This is a genomic window from Filomicrobium insigne (assembly GCF_900104305.1).
Lineage (GTDB): Bacteria > Pseudomonadota > Alphaproteobacteria > Rhizobiales > Hyphomicrobiaceae > Filomicrobium > Filomicrobium insigne.
In genome coordinates, this window is sequence record NZ_FNJC01000003.1 from 676,496 (window position 1) to 695,424 (window position 18,929).

Consider the following 18,929-nt stretch of genomic DNA (forward strand, 5'->3'; position numbering starts at 1 on the left):
GACGGTTCCCAACGGAGTTAATATTATGCGCCGATTGCTCGCCCTCACGCTTGTTGCTCTATCACTTCCGCTGGCCACCGCACATGCCGCCACATGCAACGAAGAAGTCGATGCGGCTTTTGCCAAACAACGCGAAGCTGGCGCGTTCCGCATGGTTTCGAACCTGATTAACGAACGCGGTCTCGTGCAAATGACCGTCGACTACGTTCTGCCCAATAAGCTGCATCAGACCGCGAAATCGCTCACGGACCCAAAGCCGAGCGAAATTATTCTGATCGGCAATCAGGCCTGGTCCAATAACGGAGAAGGCTGGAAGGTCATGCCGGACGATTTTGCAGAGGAACTCCACGAGCAAATGAGGCAAACCGTCGTTGAGCCGCCTAAGGATCCGCTAAGCTACAAATGCGGTGTAGACGCGGAACTAGACGGCCGCCCAATGAAGCTCTACGTAGGCACCGAACCTGAGAAGAATGGCAACCATGCTGAAGGGCTACCGGTACGCCGGCTTTACGTCGATCCTGAAACAGGTCGCCCGGTTCGCAACGAGGTCGCGCCTGTCGGCAAACCCGAGCGCCCATTCTTCACGGCGAAGTACACTTATCCGGACTCGATCAAGATTGAGCCCCCGGCCACCAGCAATTAGAGCGCGGATCTCTCCCGCACGACAACATAGGCAGCAGCTGCCGGTTGCTGCCTGAAAACAACGACGACCACAATCTTTACTCTACATTCTCAAAATCGCCCGCTTCGCGGCCGACCGCGACAAACCATGCGCAAGCGCCCTATAGCCAAAGAGCTTGCCCTGCAATAGAAGACGCCCCCGATATGCCGAAACGCTCAGACATCAAGTCCATCCTCATCATCGGCGCGGGGCCCATTGTTATTGGGCAAGCCTGCGAGTTCGACTATTCCGGCACTCAGGCCTGTAAAGCGCTGAAGGCCGAAGGATATCGGATCATCCTGGTCAACTCGAACCCAGCCACGATCATGACCGATCCCGATCTGGCCGACGCGACATACATCGAGCCGATTACACCCGATGTCGTCGCCAAGATCATCGAGATCGAACGCCCCGACGCAATCCTCCCGACAATGGGAGGCCAGACCGCGCTCAACACAGCCCTAACTCTCTTCAAGCAGGGTCGGCTCGCTGCACTGAACGTTGAGCTGATCGGCGCGAATGCGGAGGCCATAGACAAGGCCGAGGACCGTCAGCTGTTTCGCGAGGCTATGGGGAAAATCGGCTTGGAAACGCCACGTTCCCAACTGGCGCACAATCGCGACGAAGCCTCAGCCGCACTGGAATTCGTTGGCCTGCCAGCCATTATCCGGCCTTCGTTCACGCTGGGCGGCACAGGCGGCGGCATAGCATACAATCGCGAAGAGTTCTTCGAGATCATTGAGCGCGGCTTGGACGCTTCGCCCACCAGCCAAGTGCTCGTGGAAGAAAGCGTTCTCGGCTGGAAAGAATATGAGATGGAGGTTGTTCGCGACACCGCTGACAACTGCATCATCATTTGCTCGATCGAGAACATCGACCCGATGGGCGTACACACCGGCGACTCCATTACGGTCGCACCGGCGCTGACCCTCACTGACAAAGAATATCAGATCATGCGCAACGCCTCCATCGCGGTGCTGCGCGAGATCGGCGTTGAAACCGGCGGGTCTAACGTCCAGTTCGCCGTAAACCCTCAAGACGGCCGTCTTGTCGTCATTGAGATGAACCCACGCGTGTCTCGCTCCTCTGCGTTGGCTTCCAAAGCAACAGGCTTCCCGATCGCAAAGATCGCGGCGAAGCTTGCAGTTGGATACACGCTCGATGAATTGGAAAACGACATCACAGCGGGAGCCACACCCGCCTCGTTCGAACCTACGATCGATTATGTCGTCACCAAAATTCCCCGCTTCGCGTTCGAAAAATTCGCGGGCGCCGACTCCACACTGACCACATCGATGAAGTCCGTCGGCGAAGTCATGGCGATTGGTCGTACATTCGCCGAGAGCCTGCAAAAAGCGCTCCGCTCGATGGAGACAGGCCTGCAGGGACTCGACGATATCGAGTTTGAGGGACTTGGCCAGGGTGACGACAAGAATGTCATCCGTGCTGCCGTCTCCAGACCAACACCTGACCGCCTCTTGAAGGTCGCCCAAGCCCTACGGCTTGGCCTTGATCACGAGCAGGTCCACGCGTTCTGCAAGATCGATCCTTGGTTCCTGGCGCGTTTGCAGGAAATCATCGACATGGAAGCGCGGATCAAAGCCCATGGCCTGCCGAAATCCGCACGCCAAATGCGGGTGCTCAAAGCAATGGGTTTCTCAGACGGACGGTTGGCAACGCTCGCGAAGATGTCAGAAGCTGACGTTACAAACCTGCGCGTGTCGCTCGGTGTAACGCCGGTTTACAAGCGCATCGACACATGCGCCGCAGAGTTCGCATCTCCGACCGCTTACATGTACTCCACTTACGAGTCCGGCTTGGTGGATGAACCCGCTTGCGAAGCCCAGCCCAGCGATCGCGAAAAGATCATTATCCTCGGCGGCGGTCCGAACCGGATCGGCCAGGGTATCGAGTTCGACTACTGCTGCTGCCATGCTTGTTTCGCCCTAACGGATGCGGGCTATGAAACCATCATGGTCAATTGCAACCCGGAAACGGTTTCAACCGATTACGACACGTCCGACCGCCTCTACTTCGAACCGCTGACGGCGGAGGACGTGCTTGAAATCGTCCGTACCGAATCCAAGAATGGCAAGCTTAAGGGCGTCATCGTTCAGTTCGGTGGTCAGACGCCGCTGAAGCTCGCCGCTGCGCTCGAAGAGGCCGGCGTCCCGATCCTTGGCACGTCGCCCGATGCCATTGACCTTGCGGAAGACCGCGACCGCTTTAAGGAACTGATCGAGAAACTGGGCCTCAAGCAACCCGCCAGCGGCATTGCACGAACACCCGGCGAAGCACGCGCCGTCGCCGATCGGATCGGCTATCCAGTCGTCATCCGGCCATCTTACGTGTTGGGTGGACGCGCCATGGAAATCGTCCATGACGGCCATGAGATCGATCGGTACATCACGCGCCTGTCCGCTACCCTGGATCGGCCTTCCGAGCTGATCGTCTCCGACCGCCGCCCGCTACTCATTGACCGCTACCTGTCGGACGCGGTCGAGGTTGACGTGGATTGTCTGTCGGATGGCAAGGACACGTTCATTGCGGGTGTTATGGAGCACATTGAGGAAGCCGGGATCCACTCTGGCGATTCCGCCTGCGCTCTACCACCTCACTCTCTTGACCCGACTATCATCGCCGAAATGGAACGTCAGGCGCAGGACCTGGCAATCGCGCTCAACGTCGTCGGCCTGATGAACATTCAGTTCGCAATCAAGGATGGCGAAGTCTTCATCCTGGAAGTCAATCCGCGGGCTTCGCGCACGGTACCATTCGTCGCGAAGGTCATCGGTCTCCCCATCGCAGCGATTGCGTCACAGATCATGGCGGGTCGTCCGCTGGCCGACTTCAATCTCAAGACGCCGAAGCTCAATCACATCGCGGTCAAGGAAGCTGTCTTCCCATTCGCGCGCTTCCCCGGTGTTGACCCAATTCTGGGCCCAGAAATGCGCTCGACCGGTGAGGTCATGGGCATTGACACGGACTTTGCCATGGCTTTTTGCAAAAGCCAGATTGGTGGCGGCCAACCGCTACCCCTCGCCGGAACAGTCTTCGCCTCAGTAAAAGAGTCCGACAAGGCTCGTATTGTTGCGCCCTTGGAAGAATTGTCGGCGATGGGCTTCAAAATCCTCGCGACGAGAGGGACGAAGCGTTACTTGGAGGAGCACGGCGTTGCTTGCGAAGTGGTCAATAAAGTCCTCGAAGGACGGCCACATATCGTAGACGCCATGAAAAATGGCGAGGTGCAGCTAGTGTTCAATACAACTGAAGGAGCCAAGGCACTTGCGGATTCTAAGGATATCCGCCGAACAGCCTTGCTTCACCACATTCCATACTATACAACCCTTGCCGGCGCAGTTGCTGTCACCCGCGCAATTAGGGCACTGAAGGGAGACGGTATCAAAGTTGCGCCGTTGCAGAGCTTTACAAGCCGCATAAGTTAGTCCCTCGCAGCCTGAGCGTAATGCTGGGCAGCAACCTCAAAACGCGTACACTGACAGAAAGTCTATTGGTCCCGGCCAATCAGCCGGGCCACGCAGGAGACGTTAAGCTATGGCGATGGAACGGGTGCCCATGACGACCGAAGGGTTCCGCAGGCTCGAAGAGGAGCTGCACCGCCTGAAATCGGAAGAACGCCCGCGCATCATTCAAGCGATCTCGGAAGCGCGGGCGCACGGCGATCTCTCCGAAAATGCGGAGTATCACGCCGCGAAAGAAGCTCAGGGCTTGAACGAGGCCAAGGTCGCGGAGCTTGAAGACAAGCTTTCGCGCGCCGACGTCATCGACGTATCGACGCTGTCCGGCGATACCGTGAAGTTCGGTGCTACAGTCAAACTCGTCGACGAAGACACCGACGAAGAGGTGACATACAAGATTGTGGGCGACCTGGAGGCCAACCTGCGCGACGGAAAGATCTCGATCTCTTCGCCTATCGCACGTGCACTCATCGGCAAGTCCAAAGGCGACTCTGCCGAGGTGACGACGCCTAAAGGGGCCCGTTCGTTCGAAATTCTCAACATTGACTGGAAATAGTCTGGGCGGCTGCCGACAGGGCTAACCCGTCGGCAGTTTCACCGCGATGCCAGGCTCCCGTTTGACGCGACGGATCGTCAAGAACGTCTTCACGCTCGCTACGTTTGGGGCGGCGGTAAGCTCGTTGAGAACGAACTCCTGCATTTCGGCTAGATCGCGGGTGACGCAGCGCAGCATGTAGTCCGTTTCACCGGACAACATGTAAGCGTCGCGCACGTATACCCAGCTCAGGATCAAATTTTCAAACGCCCGAAGATCGCTTTCGGCCTGATTGTGTAATCCAACCATTGCATAAGCCGTGAGCGAAAAGCCCAGCGCAACTTCGTCTAGAAGCACCGTGTAGCCGGCGATTAACCCAGACTCTTCCAGCGCACGCACGCGACGCAAACACGCGGGCGCGGAAAGTCCAACGCGGGTCGCCAACGTGACGTTCGTGATTCGACCATCGCTCTGGAGCTCCCGCAGTATTTTCCAATCAATGGTATCGAGTGTGTGTCCCATCACAATCCTGGACTAGCGTGGACAGCGGTCAGCCTGACGGTAGGATAACGCCGGGCAAGGCGCAATAATGCGCAACCTTATCATCAACGAGAGAAATAATATTGCGCACCAGCGTATGCCGCCTATGGGGCAACGGGAGTTCTCGCAAAGAGACACTCAGACCCTTTGCGCACTCGACAATAGGCGCAGTAACAGTCAAAACCGCCGTATGACCGACATGACACAACCTTCCAGTCAATCACCCGCCCCAGCCAGTTCTCTGGCTGGACGAAAGGGCTGGATCATCACCGATGGCAAAGCTGGCATGGTGGTCCAGGCCAAGGGCGTCGCCGATGCTTTGGGCCTCGACTACGTGATGAAGGACGTCGACCCATCGGGGATCTGGCGCATATTGGCGCCTTGGGGACCAGTCGATCCCGCAGCAAAATTGGGGCAGCCCGGCAGCGTGTTTGCACCACCTTGGCCCGCCGTCGCCATTGCCACAGGGCGCGCCAGCATTCCCTATATCCGTGCCATCAAGAAACTTGCGGGTCCCCAAACATACACCGTCGTTCTTCAAGACCCTAAATCAGGCCCCGGCACCGCTGATTTGATTTGGGTACCGCAACACGATAAGCGCCGCGGCCCCAATGTCTTGGCGACCCTGACCTCTCCGCACAGCTTCACGCCGGCGCGCTTGAAGCAGCTGGCCGACGAACTACCTGACGAAATCAAAGTCCTGCCAAGCCCGCGCGTCGCCGTTGTTCTAGGTGGAAAGAACGGCGTCTACAAATTTACCGAGGATGATGACGCACGTTTCGCGGCCAGTCTCAGATCCTTATCCGCACTCGGGGCCAGTTTCCTGATCACGCCATCACGGCGAACTCACCAACGCCTCATCGCAGCCGCCGAGGACGCCACGCGCGATGCCCCTCGCATCCTCTGGACGGGCGAAGGCGCCAATCCTTATCCACATTTTCTGGCCGCTGCCGATATTCTTATCGTGACGGCGGACAGCGTAAACATGTGCGGTGAAGCCTGCGCCACTGGAAAGCCCGTTTACATATTCACGCCGTCCGGCGGTTCGGCGAAGTTCGCGCGCTTTCACCAGGGATTGGCCGAGCATGGGGCCACACGGCCCTTGCCGACAGTCTTTGAAAACCTCGAAAACTGGACTTATGAACCGCTTGATTCCGCCGCCCGGATTGCCGGTGAGATCAATCACCGCTACGCAAAGCGTAAGCAGATGCTCTCGGGTATTATGAGTTAAGAAGGCGCGCGGTCTTTTAACTGGGCGCGCGGCCCCATTTCCGGCAGAACATTGCCCTAGCTAAGACGACAGACGACGATCAGGAACCCCTTTTTCAAGCATCAGGGATGATCCGCATGGCGCACTTGAACCTTAACGCTCTCCGGGACGCCAGCCTCGAGACCGAGCCTTATCTCCACACGATCGTACCTGGGTTCCTGTCGCCGGACAGTATCCGCCAAATCACCGAAACCTATCCGAATATCGAAAAGGGTGGCTCCTACCCGATCGAAAGCCTCGAATCCAACATGACCATCAAAGAGGTCATCGAGGAGCTGGACGGCCCTGACTTCCAGCGTGCCATCGAAGAAAAGTTTGCAGTCGAGCTTGAAGGCCGCCCGAAGATGTACTCCCTGCGTGGCTACACGCGAGCGAAAGACGGCCGCATCCATACGGATTCAAAAGACAAGATCATCACGGTCCTGCTCTATCTCAATGAGAACTGGAACCAGGACGGCGGGCGCTTGCGCATCCTGCGTAACGGAACCGACGTGGACGATTACGTCGCTGAAGTTCCTCCGGACAACGGCACTCTCCTAGTCTTCAAACGCTCGGACAATTCCTGGCATGGTCATCATCCCTTCGAAGGCCAGCGGCGCTCGCTGCAAATGAATTGGATGACCAGCGAAGGCAGCAAGGGCTGGCACAAGATCCGCCATTCGCTTTCAGCCGCCGTCAAAAAGATGACAGCCGCCAGCTAACGGAAATCCGCTCTGACAAGGCAGGTGTGCGGCGAAGAATGGCGGAAGTATCCAGCACAAACCGCTTATTGCTCCGAGAGCCCGGCCTCGCCGCCGGCGGAACTTTGCCGCGCGAACAGCGCTATGCCGTCCCATCGCTTTTGCGACGTCTCCTCCTGCTCATCGAAATGCTGGGGCTCTTCATCGGACTGCCTATCGCGCTGGACTACGCTGTACACAGCGAATCCGTCCCGTTGTTTGTCGTTTTGCAGCCCGTACTACTCGCCTTTATTGTTTTTCTGCTTTGGGACCGGACGTTCTACCTGCGGCGCGAGCTGATCCGTCTGCCGAGTCCGAAAGAACTGTTTTCCATGCTCGCGATCTGCGCCATCGCGGGCGGCATGGTCGCAGCATATGTCGCGCAAGAGATGCCAGCGCGTTACCTCAATTTCCCACTTCAACGTCCGGAGACATGGGAAAGGATTATGATCCTGTACCCGATGTTGTCCGTGCCGGTGCAGGAACTCGTCTATCGCACCTTCTTCTTCCACCGCTACGGCCCCCTCTTCGGAGAGGAACGCGGCGCGCTCATTCTCGCCAACGGCATCCTTTTTGGCTTTGCCCATTTTCTCTTCGGCAATTGGATCGCAATCGCCGGGACAGCCGTCATCGGCACCTTGCTGGCCTACCGCTACGAAGCCACACGATCCTTCTGGGCGGTCTGGCTGGAACACACCCTTTGGGGTTGGCTCGTCTTCACCGTCGGCCTCGGCCACTACTTCTTCACCGGCGTCTCGAACTTCTCCATGATCAAATGGGCGTTTTGAGAGGCCTCTCGCTGCGCAATTATGCGCTCACACTCGTACACGGGAGTCCATATTTTAACCAATTTCAACTGGAACAAAAAGAGAACAATGGCAAGTCCACACGCACACCAATACGGAATTCGCCAATGTCGTCCGAGACAATAATTTCTGGTTTCTTATCTGGCCTGCTGGTGCTGTGGGCGGATCGAACTTTTCGGGGCACCCTGGTAGATCGGGCAACTGCCTTGACAATTATACTCCTGCACGCGGCCTTATCCTGCACGGCCATAGTGATTTCCTGCGTCCACCGACCCGGCCTCGTGGACTTCCTCATGCCAATTGGAAACGGATTTTGGTCACTTAATTTGCTGATTATTGGAAGCTTTTTGTTCGCTGGTTCACTTGTACCTTTTGCCCTCGCACTGATGGTCAGGAGTGGACGAACGCAATTAGTCCGTCTGCAGGCAACAGTGATCGTAGTACTGATGTCTTGGGGTATTTTGTCCAGCCGCGAAAGCATCCACGGAACAACGGAGCTATTGGCAACCTACGCGGCGACAGCTCTATTCTATTTGCCGGCCTTACTTATCGCTTCGGTGATAATTCAGTCGTTGCGTGCGGTGAGAAGATTTTCCGAAGCGCTCCTGATTTTTCAGGATACAGTTGACCGCGAGACTGACGGCTCCATCAGTCGTTCAAGCGCTCGATGGGATTAGTAAGGCATCCCTTTGCGCCGCGCCGCGCGATCGGCTAGAACCGGCGCAGATCAAGACTCCCGAACAATCCAGCGAGAGAGGCGCCCAATTAAATGGCGAACCCGCAATACGTCTATCACATGCACAAGCTGTCCAAGACCTATCCGGGCGGCAAGCAGGTCCTGAAGGACATTTCCCTATCATTTTTACCCGGCGCCAAGATCGGCGTCGTCGGTCTCAACGGCGCCGGTAAATCGACACTGTTGAAGATCATGGCCGGCCAGATGACCGACTTCGTCGGCGAAGCTTGGGCCGCGGATGGCGTCAAGGTCGGCTACCTGCCTCAGGAACCCGAACTCGATCCTGAAAAGGATGTGCTTGGCAACGCCATGGAAGGCGTCGCCGAAAAGAAGGCACTCATCGACCGCTACAACGAGATCGCTTCCAACTACTCCGAAGAAACCGCCGACGAGATGGCGGCTCTCCAGGACCAGATCGATGCCCAGAACCTCTGGGATCTGGACACACAGGTCGAACAGGCCCTCGATGCATTGCGCTGCCCGCCGGGCGATGCCGACGTCACCAAGCTGTCAGGTGGTGAAAAGCGCCGCGTCGCGTTGACCCGTTTACTTTTGTCGAAGCCCGACATTCTCCTGCTCGATGAGCCGACGAACCACCTCGACGCTGAAAGCGTCGCCTGGCTCGAACGCTTCCTCAAGGAATACGCCGGCTGCGTCATTCTCGTAACGCACGACCGCTACTTCCTCGATAACCTGACCGAGTGGACCCTCGAATTGGATCGTGGCCAGGGCGTGCCCTACCACGGTAACTATTCGAGCTGGCTGGAACAGAAAGCGAAGCGCCTCGAAGTCGAAAAGGGCCAGGAAGAAGCCAAGCAGCGTGCACTCAGCCGCGAGTTGGAATGGATCCGTTCAAGCCCCAAGGCACGTCAGGCGAAATCCAAAGCCCGTATTACGGCATATGAAAAGCTGGCCGAGGAAGCTGGTCGCGAGGATGTTGGCCGCGCCACCATCCACATCGCTCAAGGTCCACGCCTTGGCGGCGTCGTGGTCGAAGCCGACGGCGTGACGAAAGGCTTCGGCGATCGCCTGCTTATCGACGGCCTGTCCTTCAAGCTTCCTCCTGGTGGCATTGTAGGCGTTATCGGTCCCAACGGCGCCGGTAAGACGACGCTATTCCGGATGATCACCGGCCAGGAAACACCCGACGCTGGAACTTTTAAACTCGGCGAAACGGTGAAGCTGTCTTACGTCGACCAGTCGCGCGATCACCTCGATCCCAAGAAGACTGTTTGGGAAGAAATCTCCGGCGGCCTCGACCAGATATTGCTCGGCGGCAAGAAGGAAGTTCCTTCACGCGCCTATTGCGGCTGGTTTAACTTCAAGGGGGCCGATCAGCAAAAGAGGGTCGATATGCTTTCGGGTGGCGAGCGCAACCGCGTCCACCTTGCCAAGCTTTTGAAAGAGGGCGGCAACCTGCTCCTCCTCGACGAGCCGACCAACGACCTTGATACCGAAACCCTCTCCGCACTCGAAGCTGCTTTGGAAGACTTCCCAGGCTGCGCCGTGGTCATCAGCCACGACCGCTTCTTCCTTGATCGTCTCGCTACGCACATCCTCGCCTTCGAGGGCGACAGTCACGTGGAATGGTTCGAAGGCAACTTCGAAGCTTACGAGGAAGACAAGAAGCGTCGCCTTGGCGACGCCGCAGTCGAACCTCACCGGATCAAATACAAGCGCTTCGAGCGCTAATCGCGCGAACTTCAAAGCGCAAGAAACGAAAACGCCGCCCGATGGTCAGACCTTTCGGGCGGCGTAATTTTTCAAGCCGTGCTGATTGTCAACGGTTGAGCGCGAGAACCAAAGTTTTTGGGTTTCCGCCATTCTCCGAAATGTAAGTCTCAAAAAGCCGCTTGAGCTGCTCGCGAGCCCAAAAGCCCATAACTTCCGCATCGCCAACCTTAAAGGAGCTACCACGGCGGATCAGCCACCAACGCACCTCATATGAGGTGCCGTCACGCATTGTCACAACGCTATCCACGTAAACGCCAGACCGTGTTTCTTCCGTCTGACCGATAGCAACCGCCTTGACGACGGGATATTGAGGTGCCTGCGACGCCGCATAGCGTGAGATGAACGACATCATCCCTGAATAGTAGGACGTGCGCTCGCTGCTCGGCAGAGCTTTGGCATAAGACCCTAGGGAATAGAGCCCGATAGAGGGCAGGTCCGCGTGCCGTTCCATGACTTGCATGAAGGCATCGCTCGTGCCCTGGCGTGCGGCGGTGACAAGCTCATTGGCCACACGCTGCATGTACTGAACTGGCTGTTCGGCCCGCGCAGCGCCCATTCCGAAACTGACCATTGCGATGCTGGCCAGCACCAACACCCCGAACCGAGTCCGTAAGAAACCGTGACCCGAACGCAAACGGGCAATGGTCATGAACATCTCCATGGCGCTACGCGCTTGTTTTGGCAGTCCAATCGCTGGCCTGCGATAACTGATTGATGGTTGGCAAAATACAATCTTCATGCCTACCCCGCCCCGTCAAACTTATCTGAACCCAAATGACGGCACGCCCGCGTGCCAAAAAAAGCACATTAAACCTGCTACTGAGCTTAGATGGCAAGTTAAGGGCAACGGATCCCCTCACTGATCTCAATACTGCGATGTTGACCTGCAAAGTCGCCTGAAGATGTGCCCTGAGGCGATCGCCGAGCAAAGAGGGCCGACGCTGAAAGCATCGGCAATCCCAGCAGATCCGCCAGACTCTGGGTGTCCTCCAGGCTGATTTGATCCCCAATACGCAACAATAGGCAGCGCCGCGAAACAGGGTGCACAAGGATCAGCTCATGGCGCACACCTGACACATTGGTACGTATGTGATGAGTGACGCCACTGAACTCGCGGAGCGGACACCCCCATTTGCTCGCCCCCCAAAGGTTCCGGTCGTCGACTTCAACATAGCTATTCGTAAGAGTGATTTCGCGTCGTTTCCCTAGCCGGCGCAGGCATCTGACAGTCGGCAACCCCAGTAAAATGCCGCCCATTCCGAAACCAGCAAGGATGGCAAGAAAGGCGCTCGGGCGCTCTGCGACGACTTCTGAAAAGATTGGTTCAGAAACAAAACCAACACCCAGCACCAGATAAGGCGCGGCAAACAATCCTAGAACCGGAAGCAGGAAGAAAAGCTGCGCAAGAGCTGCGGTGTTGCACACGCGCTGTTCTATGTGTGCCGGCAATCCATCACGATGCGCGGTGATTGAGACCGTTTCGAAGGAAGAAAATGGCATGAGCAAGCAAGAAATCTGAAGCGGCACAGCGGTTGGGAAACACTAAAAGCCAGCATAACTGCCAGGTCTTAAGCCAAACCTAAGCCTTCGCGACGCGCGATCAGCCAGCAAGCTTGAAGAAGACGACATATCGCTTGACATATAAAGATATCTTTATATCTATTGCCGTCATGAACGATCTGTCCCCAACGCGGCTGCCACTGGCTACGAGCCAGATGGTGATAGCCCTGAAAGCAGCGGCCGAACCTACGCGGCTGCGCATTCTGTTGCTGCTTACGTCGGGCGAACTCAACGTTAAGGACCTGACGCAGATCCTCGGCCAGAGCCAACCTCGGCTCAGCCGGCACCTGAAGCTGTTGGTCGAAGCCGGCTTGATCGAGCGCATCCGCGAGGGAAGCTGGGTCTATTTCCACTTGTCCGATAGGACCGCAAACGGCCGATTGGCTTCCGTGTTACTGGCGATGGCGGACCTCAACGACCCCATCGTAATTCGGGACCGAGAACGTGCCGAACACCTGAAGCGCGATCGCGAAGCCATTGCCCAACAGTACTTCGAGCGCCATGCCAGCGATTGGGACCAAATCCGCTCGCTTCATGTCGCCGAAGCGGAAGTTGAAGCGGCCATGAGCGAAGCGCTCGGGCCAGCCCCAATAGAGTTTCTTGTCGATCTAGGGACTGGAACCGGTCGAACGCTCGAATTGTTAGCCGAACGTTATCAACGCGCCGTCGGCATCGACATAAACCAGGCCATGCTCGCTTATGCGCGCAGCAAGATCGACAACGCTGGCTTACGTAACGCACAAGTGCGCCACGGAGACATCTACAACCTTGCACTTATGCCGGACGAAGCCGATGTCGTCGTCATGCACCAGATCTTGCATTACCTGTCAGATCCTCAGCGCGCCCTGGACGAGGCAGCCCGCATACTTCGCCCAGGCGGCCGTTTGTTGATCGTCGATTTCGCACCACATGAGCTCGAATTCCTACGCGATCACGCCCACGAGCGCCTCGGCATTGGAACAGACACCATGACGAACTGGCTCGCCGATAGCGGCTTGAAGCCTGTCACGACCCGCCATTTGCCGCCCTCACCACAACACGGCGACAAAACCGACAACCTAACAGTCTCGCTTTGGCTGGCAGAAAAGTCCGAAGCGGCGTGACGACGATGCGCGTCGAGCGTGCATCCGTCATTCAAGAAATAGGAGAGACCGCATATGGAACCCAAGAGCAGGTTGGTGGGAGACGGAGAGATCGACGTTTCGTTCGAGTTTTTCCCACCTAAGACAGAGAAGATGGAAGAAACGCTCTGGCATTGCATCCACCGACTGGCACCCTTGCGCCCGGAGTTTGTGTCCGTCACCTATGGTGCCGGCGGCTCCACGCGTGAGCGCACGCACACCACCGTCTCCCGCATCATAAAGGAGACGAACCTGAAACCAGCAGCACATCTGACCTGCGTCGATGCCACGAAGGCTGAAGTCGATGACGTCGCCCGTGATTACTGGACGTCCGGTGTCCGCCATATCGTTGCACTGCGCGGCGACCCTGCCAGCGGCGTCGGCGATCACTATGTTCCGACACAGGGTGGTTATGCCAATGCTGCGGCTCTGGTCAGCGGGCTCAAGTCCATCGCACCGTTTGAGATCTCAGTGGCAGGTTATCCCGAGTGCCATCCTGAAAGTGCCAACCTCGACGCCGACATAGAAAACCTGAAAGCGAAGGTTGACGCTGGAGCTGATCGCATCATCACGCAGTTCGTCTTTGACGGCGACTATTACCTGCGCTTCCTTGAGCGCGCACGCGCTGCAGGGATTTGGGTTCCCATTACACCAGGCGTTATCCCGATCCACAACTTCGCGCAGGTTTCAGGCTTTGCACGAAAGACAGGCGCAACGATACCGGCGTGGATCGAGCGCCGTTTCGAAGGGCTTGAGAACGATCCAAAGACCAGCCACCTCGTCGCGAGCGCCGTAGCCACTGAGCAGGTGTTGGGACTCGTGGATGAAGGTGTCAAAAGCTTCCACTTCTACACCTTGAACCGCGCCGATCTCGTCTACGCGATCTGCCACTTGCTAGGCCTGCGGCCGGCGCCGGTCGATAGCGCAAAAGCAAAGGCAAATGCCGCCTGAAACACGGCACCCAACTGTATTACGCTCAACGAGGCGAGTGCCCAAGCGAACAAAAGAATGGAGTCATAAAAAACAATGAAAAGAAAGCCGAGCTGGGCCGCACTGGAAGCTGCTGCCGCAAAGCGAATTCTCATAATCGACGGCGCCATGGGCACCATGATCCAGCGACGCAAACCGACCGAAGCCGACTATCGCGGCGAACGCTTCAATGACTGGAAGTGCGACGTGCAGGGCAATAACGACCTGTTGGTGCTCACCCAGCCAGACATGATCATGGAAATTCATGAGGAATATCTCGCCGCGGGCGCTGACATCCTCGAAACGAATACGTTCAACGCACAGCGCATCTCGATGGCCGACTATCAGATGGAAGAGCTGTCATACGAGATCAACGTTGAGGCAGCACGCATCGCCCGCGCTGCTGCCGACAAATGGACGAAGAAGACACCGGACAAACCCCGCTTTGTTGCCGGCGCCGTTGGCCCGACGAACCGCACAGCCTCCTTATCTCCGGACGTCAACGATCCCGGCTTTCGCAACACTTCCTTCGATGTCCTGCGCGAAGCCTATTCGGAGCAGGTGCGCGGCTTGGTAAATGGTGGCGCAGACATCATCCTCATCGAGACGGTCTTCGACACCTTGAACGCCAAGGCCGCAGGATATGCCACCCTCGAGGTGTTCGATGAATTAGGCGTCGAACTCCCAATCATGATTTCAGGTACGATCACGGACCGTTCCGGCCGCACGCTTTCTGGGCAAACCGCAGAAGCATTCTGGTATTCGATGGCGCATCTAAAACCCTTCTCGATCGGGTTGAACTGTGCGTTGGGTGCCGAGTTGATGCGTCCTTACGTGGCTGAACTTGCCCACGTCGCGAATACACGGGTGTCGGCCTACCCCAATGCCGGCCTGCCGAACGCCATGGGCGAATACGATCAAACACCTCACGAGATGGCGTGTCTGCTCGAACCCTGGGCCGAGGACGGTCTACTGAATATCGTTGGTGGATGCTGCGGCTCAACGCCAGAACACATCCAGCACGTCCGCGAGCACGTTGAAAAACACGCCCCTCGTGAGGTTCCAGAAATCGCTCCCAAGATGCGCTTGTCAGGGCTCGAACCATTCGTACATGGGTGATCTCGTCCCATCGACTCACGGACAGCCTCCATCAAGATTGAATTCGATCAACCCAGTAAGCGGTTGCGGCAAATGCCGATAAGATCGGGAAAGAAACGCGAAAGGCGGCGGACCCATCAGTCCGTTGAAGTGTAAATGACATCAGCAGCAATGCGGTTCATCAACGTCGGCGAACGCACGAACGTCACCGGCTCCGCGAAATTCAGAAAGCTCATCGAAGCCAACGACTACACGGCAGCGCTTTCCGTTGCTCGACAGCAGGTCGAGAACGGCGCACAGATGATCGACGTCAATATGGATGAGGGTTTGCTCGACTCTGAAAAGGCGATGCAAACGTTCCTCAACCTAATCGCGTCAGAGCCGGACATTTCCAAAGTCCCAATCATGATCGACAGCTCCAAATGGAGCGTCATCGAAACAGGCCTCAAGTGCGTACAGGGCAAGGCCGTCGTCAACTCGATCTCAATGAAGGAAGGTGAAGGTCCCTTCCTCGAACAAGCGCGCAAAATCTTGCGCTACGGTGCCGCCGTGGTCGTTATGGCCTTTAACGAACAGGGACAGGCGGAAACAGCCGAGCAGAAATTCAGCATCTGCCAACGCGCTTACAAGCTGCTGACCGAAAAAGTCGGCTTCCCACCGCAGGATATCATCTTCGATCCCAACATCTTCGCCGTCGCAACCGGCATCGAAGAGCACAATGACTACGGCGTGGCCTACATCGAAGCGACGCGCCGTATCAAGGAAGAGATGCCGCTGACACATGTTTCGGGCGGCGTCTCGAACTTGTCGTTCTCCTTCCGCGGCAACGATCCCGTCCGTGAGGCGATGCACTCTGTGTTCCTCTACCACGCCATCCAGGCGGGTATGGACATGGGCATCGTCAACGCGGGTCAGCTGGCTGTCTATGACGACATTCAGGCTGATCTGCGTGAACTGGTCGAAGATGTCATCCTGAACCGCCGCCCCGATGCGACCGACCGGTTGCTTGAAGCGGCACCGCGTTTCAAGGGCGAAGGCGGACCCAAAAAGCGCGAACAGGATCTCTCATGGCGTGAAAAGCCGGTTCAGGATCGTCTCACACATTCTCTTGTCCACGGAATCAACGACTGGATCGAAGAGGACACGGAAGAAGCCCGCCAGCAAGCCGAACGCCCGCTTCATGTCATCGAAGGGCCGCTCATGGCCGGCATGAACGTCGTCGGCGATTTGTTTGGTGCGGGTAAAATGTTCCTCCCACAGGTGGTCAAATCTGCACGAGTTATGAAGCAGGCCGTCGCCTACCTGCAGCCTTTCCTGGAAAAGGAAAAGCAGGAAATGGGGCTCGTTAATCAGCCTGCCGCAGGCAAGATTCTGATGGCCACCGTAAAGGGTGACGTGCACGACATCGGCAAGAACATCGTCGGCGTCGTGCTTCAGTGTAATAACTACGAAGTCATCGATCTGGGCGTCATGGTTCCGGCCGCCAAGATTCTTGAAACCGCAAAGAAGGAGAAGGTCGACGTCATTGGCCTATCTGGCCTGATCACGCCCTCTCTCGATGAGATGTGCTTTGTCGCAGCTGAAATGGAGCGCGAAGGGTTCCAGCTCCCACTCTTGATCGGCGGCGCCACAACAAGTCGCGTACATACTGCCGTCAAGGTTGCGCCAAACTACGAACGCAACCAGGCAATCCACGTTCTCGACGCGAGCCGCGCCGTAGGTGTTGTCTCCAAGCTGCTGTCTGACAACGATCGCGGATCATTCGTAGAGAACATCCAAGCGGAATATGAAAAGGTCCGTGAAGCGCACCATGCCAGCGAAGCCAAGAAAAACCGGATAACGCTGCAGGCCGCACGCGACAACCGCTTCGAGATCGATTGGCCGAACTATGAACCGCCGAAGCCGTCATTCACGGGCGCGCGGGCGTTCTCAAACTATCCGCTGGCGGATCTGGTCCCCTACATCGACTGGAGCCCATTTTTCTCAACGTGGGAACTGCGCGGCCGCTATCCCGCCATTCTGGACGACAACACCGTCGGCCCCGAAGCGCGCAAGCTCTTCGCTGATGCAGAGGAACTGCTAAATCGTATCGTCGAAGGCAAATGGCTGACGGCAAATGCCGTTGTCGGCTTCTGGCCAGCGAATGCTGTCGGTGATGACATCCTTCTCTTCGACGACGACGATCGCAAAAACGTCCGCGCCACCGCCCACACCCTGCGCCAGCAGATCGCCCGCGATCACAATCGCGGACGCGCGCACTCGGCTTTGGCGGATTTCATCGCGCCGCAATCGACGGGTCTTGCGGATTACCTCGGCGGTTTCGCCGTCACCACCGGCATCGGCGAAGAAGAAGCATTGGAAGCCCATTTCAAGAAGACCGACGACTATGGGCGGATCATGTTCAAGGCGCTGGCTGATCGTCTGGCCGAAGCCTTCGCCGAAGCCATGCACGAAAAAGTACGCCGCGAGCTTTGGGGCTACGCTCCCAACGAAAAACTGACCAGCGAAGAACTGATCGCTGAGAAGTATCGCGGCATCCGTCCGGCACCGGGATACCCGGCACAGCCCGATCACACAGAAAAGTCCACGCTGTGGGAATTGATGGACGTTGAAAAACAGACAGGCATCAAGCTGACGGAAAGCTACGCTATGTGGCCCGGTTCCGCCGTCTCGGGCTTCTACTACGCGCATCCCGACAGCCACTACTTCGGTGTCGCCAAGATCGAAGCCGATCAGGTCGAGGACTACGCCGCGCGCAAGGGTTGGAGCATCGAAACAGCCGAACGCTGGCTGGCCCCGATTCTCAATTACGACCCGCGGCGTGAACGTAGCGCGAAAGTCGCCTGATCAATCCCGGCTGACTATTCGGCCGGGCCCCAAAAGTGTGTCGGACGGACGTGTGCCCAGGCACAAATTCGTCCGACATCGTTTGCATCGTTTCCCCAAACCCACAGCTGTGCTAGTCCGCGAGGATAACGGCAACTTGCGCCCGTGGGGGGCTGCACGCCAAGTGTGAGGGCCAAACGATGCTCGGATACCTCGTTCTCGTCATCCTGCAAATCATTGCCGCTTGGTTCGGCATGCCGAAAGTCATGAGCTACATCCCGAGTAACCTCGGAAGCTTGGCGACTGCGGCAATCGAAGCGGCGATCTACGCTCTTATCGTGTGGATTATTGGCGTCCTGTTTTCTTTCGTTCTGAAAGACGTGCGGATGCCCGGCACGCCAACGCTCGCCACCGCTCTTGTCGGCGCTCTCATCGGTGCCGCGATCGTGGTGTTCCTTCCGGCATTCGGCGTCAGCATTCCCAGAGCAATCAATCCACAATTCATTCCACTTGCGGGTGCGATCCTGGGATATCTCGCCCGCCGTTGATCGCGAGCGCTGGCGGCCCCTTGAAACTTCGCCGAGTTACCTGACATCAGACTCCAAACGCGAAAGAGGCGCGGAACTCGTCCGGTTCCACGCCTCTTTGTATTTTCTGCCCTTGAGTGGCTTTGATTTTTATATCTGCAGCATCATCCGCCGCTTGGTAAGCCAACGGTCCCTTCGTTAGATGGCGCCGAGCACGATGGCAGCCAGAAAACCGAAGGAGATGATAGCGGCTAATAAATTAAGTCGCATCTGCAGCGTCATCGTTGCCTCCTTGTACCGATAAACGGTAGCTATCCTAGTGTAGTCAGAACCACACCATTGGCAGAT

Annotated in this window: 16 protein-coding genes; 13 read left to right on the forward strand and 3 right to left on the reverse strand. The window is 57.1% G+C overall.

Translation table 11 applies throughout. From position 1 onward, the window contains the following. Window positions 1-25: 25 nt before the first annotated feature. The 3 genes from BLS30_RS13255 to greA all read left to right on the forward strand — a co-directional run bounded on the left by BLS30_RS13255 (window position 26) and on the right by greA (window position 4,696). The gene (locus tag BLS30_RS13255) at window positions 26-643 is read left to right on the forward strand and encodes a hypothetical protein (protein ID WP_090229304.1); all 618 of its coding nucleotides are present in this window, start codon (window positions 26-28) and stop codon (window positions 641-643) included. A gap of 182 nt (window positions 644-825) precedes the next feature. Continuing rightward, complete coding sequence (carB, locus tag BLS30_RS13260) at window positions 826-4,107, forward strand: carbamoyl-phosphate synthase large subunit (RefSeq protein WP_090229307.1); 3,282 nt, start codon at window positions 826-828, stop codon at window positions 4,105-4,107. Window positions 4,108-4,222: 115 nt separating this feature from the next. Continuing rightward, window positions 4,223-4,696, forward strand: a complete 474-nt coding sequence (gene greA / locus BLS30_RS13265; RefSeq protein WP_046480454.1) for a transcription elongation factor GreA — start codon at window positions 4,223-4,225, stop codon at window positions 4,694-4,696. Window positions 4,697-4,717: 21 nt separating this feature from the next. On the opposite strand, the gene BLS30_RS13270 is transcribed toward greA, so the two are convergent. Further along, entirely contained in the window at window positions 4,718-5,197 is a 480-nt protein-coding gene (locus tag BLS30_RS13270; protein ID WP_046478627.1) for an Lrp/AsnC family transcriptional regulator, read from the reverse strand. Window positions 5,198-5,405: 208 nt separating this feature from the next. On the opposite strand from BLS30_RS13270, the gene BLS30_RS13275 reads away from it, so the two are divergent. The 5 genes from BLS30_RS13275 to ettA all read left to right on the forward strand — a co-directional run bounded on the left by BLS30_RS13275 (window position 5,406) and on the right by ettA (window position 10,438). Next, window positions 5,406-6,446: a mitochondrial fission ELM1 family protein gene (locus tag BLS30_RS13275; RefSeq protein WP_244512432.1), complete on the forward strand. Its 1,041-nt coding sequence runs from the start codon at window positions 5,406-5,408 to the stop codon at window positions 6,444-6,446. Between the two features lie 116 nt (window positions 6,447-6,562). Continuing rightward, complete coding sequence (locus BLS30_RS13280) at window positions 6,563-7,186, forward strand: 2OG-Fe(II) oxygenase (RefSeq protein ID WP_046480450.1); 624 nt, start codon at window positions 6,563-6,565, stop codon at window positions 7,184-7,186. A gap of 38 nt (window positions 7,187-7,224) precedes the next feature. Further along, on the forward strand, window positions 7,225-7,992 hold the full coding sequence (locus tag BLS30_RS13285) for a CPBP family intramembrane glutamic endopeptidase (RefSeq protein ID WP_052743949.1): 768 nt from the start codon (window positions 7,225-7,227) through the stop codon (window positions 7,990-7,992). 125 nt (window positions 7,993-8,117) lie between these two features. Continuing rightward, window positions 8,118-8,687: a hypothetical protein gene (locus tag BLS30_RS13290; RefSeq protein ID WP_090229309.1), complete on the forward strand. Its 570-nt coding sequence runs from the start codon at window positions 8,118-8,120 to the stop codon at window positions 8,685-8,687. Between the two features lie 92 nt (window positions 8,688-8,779). Then, on the forward strand, window positions 8,780-10,438 hold the full coding sequence (ettA, locus tag BLS30_RS13295; protein WP_046478625.1) for an energy-dependent translational throttle protein EttA: 1,659 nt from the start codon (window positions 8,780-8,782) through the stop codon (window positions 10,436-10,438). 88 nt (window positions 10,439-10,526) lie between these two features. On the opposite strand, the gene BLS30_RS13300 is transcribed toward ettA, so the two are convergent. Further along, the gene (locus tag BLS30_RS13300) at window positions 10,527-11,129 is read right to left on the reverse strand and encodes an ABC transporter substrate-binding protein (protein WP_046478624.1); all 603 of its coding nucleotides are present in this window, start codon (window positions 11,127-11,129) and stop codon (window positions 10,527-10,529) included. A 188-nt stretch (window positions 11,130-11,317) separates the two neighbouring features. Beyond that, window positions 11,318-11,980 carry a hypothetical protein gene (locus tag BLS30_RS13305; protein ID WP_090229312.1) on the reverse strand — a complete coding sequence of 221 codons (663 nt, stop codon included), beginning with the start codon at window positions 11,978-11,980 and terminating at the stop codon, window positions 11,318-11,320. Window positions 11,981-12,114: 134 nt separating this feature from the next. Here BLS30_RS13305 and BLS30_RS13310 point away from each other — a divergent pair, with 134 nt between their 5' ends. From BLS30_RS13310 to BLS30_RS13330, 5 genes are all read left to right on the forward strand, one after another. Then, window positions 12,115-13,143 (forward strand): ArsR/SmtB family transcription factor, encoded by a 1,029-nt coding sequence (locus tag BLS30_RS13310; RefSeq protein ID WP_244466772.1) that lies wholly within the window; start codon window positions 12,115-12,117, stop codon window positions 13,141-13,143. 54 nt (window positions 13,144-13,197) lie between these two features. After that, complete coding sequence (gene metF, locus BLS30_RS13315; protein ID WP_090229315.1) at window positions 13,198-14,112, forward strand: methylenetetrahydrofolate reductase [NAD(P)H]; 915 nt, start codon at window positions 13,198-13,200, stop codon at window positions 14,110-14,112. Between the two features lie 75 nt (window positions 14,113-14,187). Continuing rightward, window positions 14,188-15,249: a homocysteine S-methyltransferase family protein gene (locus BLS30_RS13320; protein WP_090229318.1), complete on the forward strand. Its 1,062-nt coding sequence runs from the start codon at window positions 14,188-14,190 to the stop codon at window positions 15,247-15,249. Window positions 15,250-15,384: 135 nt separating this feature from the next. Beyond that, the gene (gene metH, locus BLS30_RS13325) at window positions 15,385-18,075 is read left to right on the forward strand and encodes a methionine synthase (protein WP_090229320.1); all 2,691 of its coding nucleotides are present in this window, start codon (window positions 15,385-15,387) and stop codon (window positions 18,073-18,075) included. Window positions 18,076-18,254: 179 nt separating this feature from the next. Next, the gene (locus BLS30_RS13330) at window positions 18,255-18,602 is read left to right on the forward strand and encodes a hypothetical protein (RefSeq protein ID WP_046478621.1); all 348 of its coding nucleotides are present in this window, start codon (window positions 18,255-18,257) and stop codon (window positions 18,600-18,602) included. Window positions 18,603-18,929 lie beyond the last annotated feature (327 nt).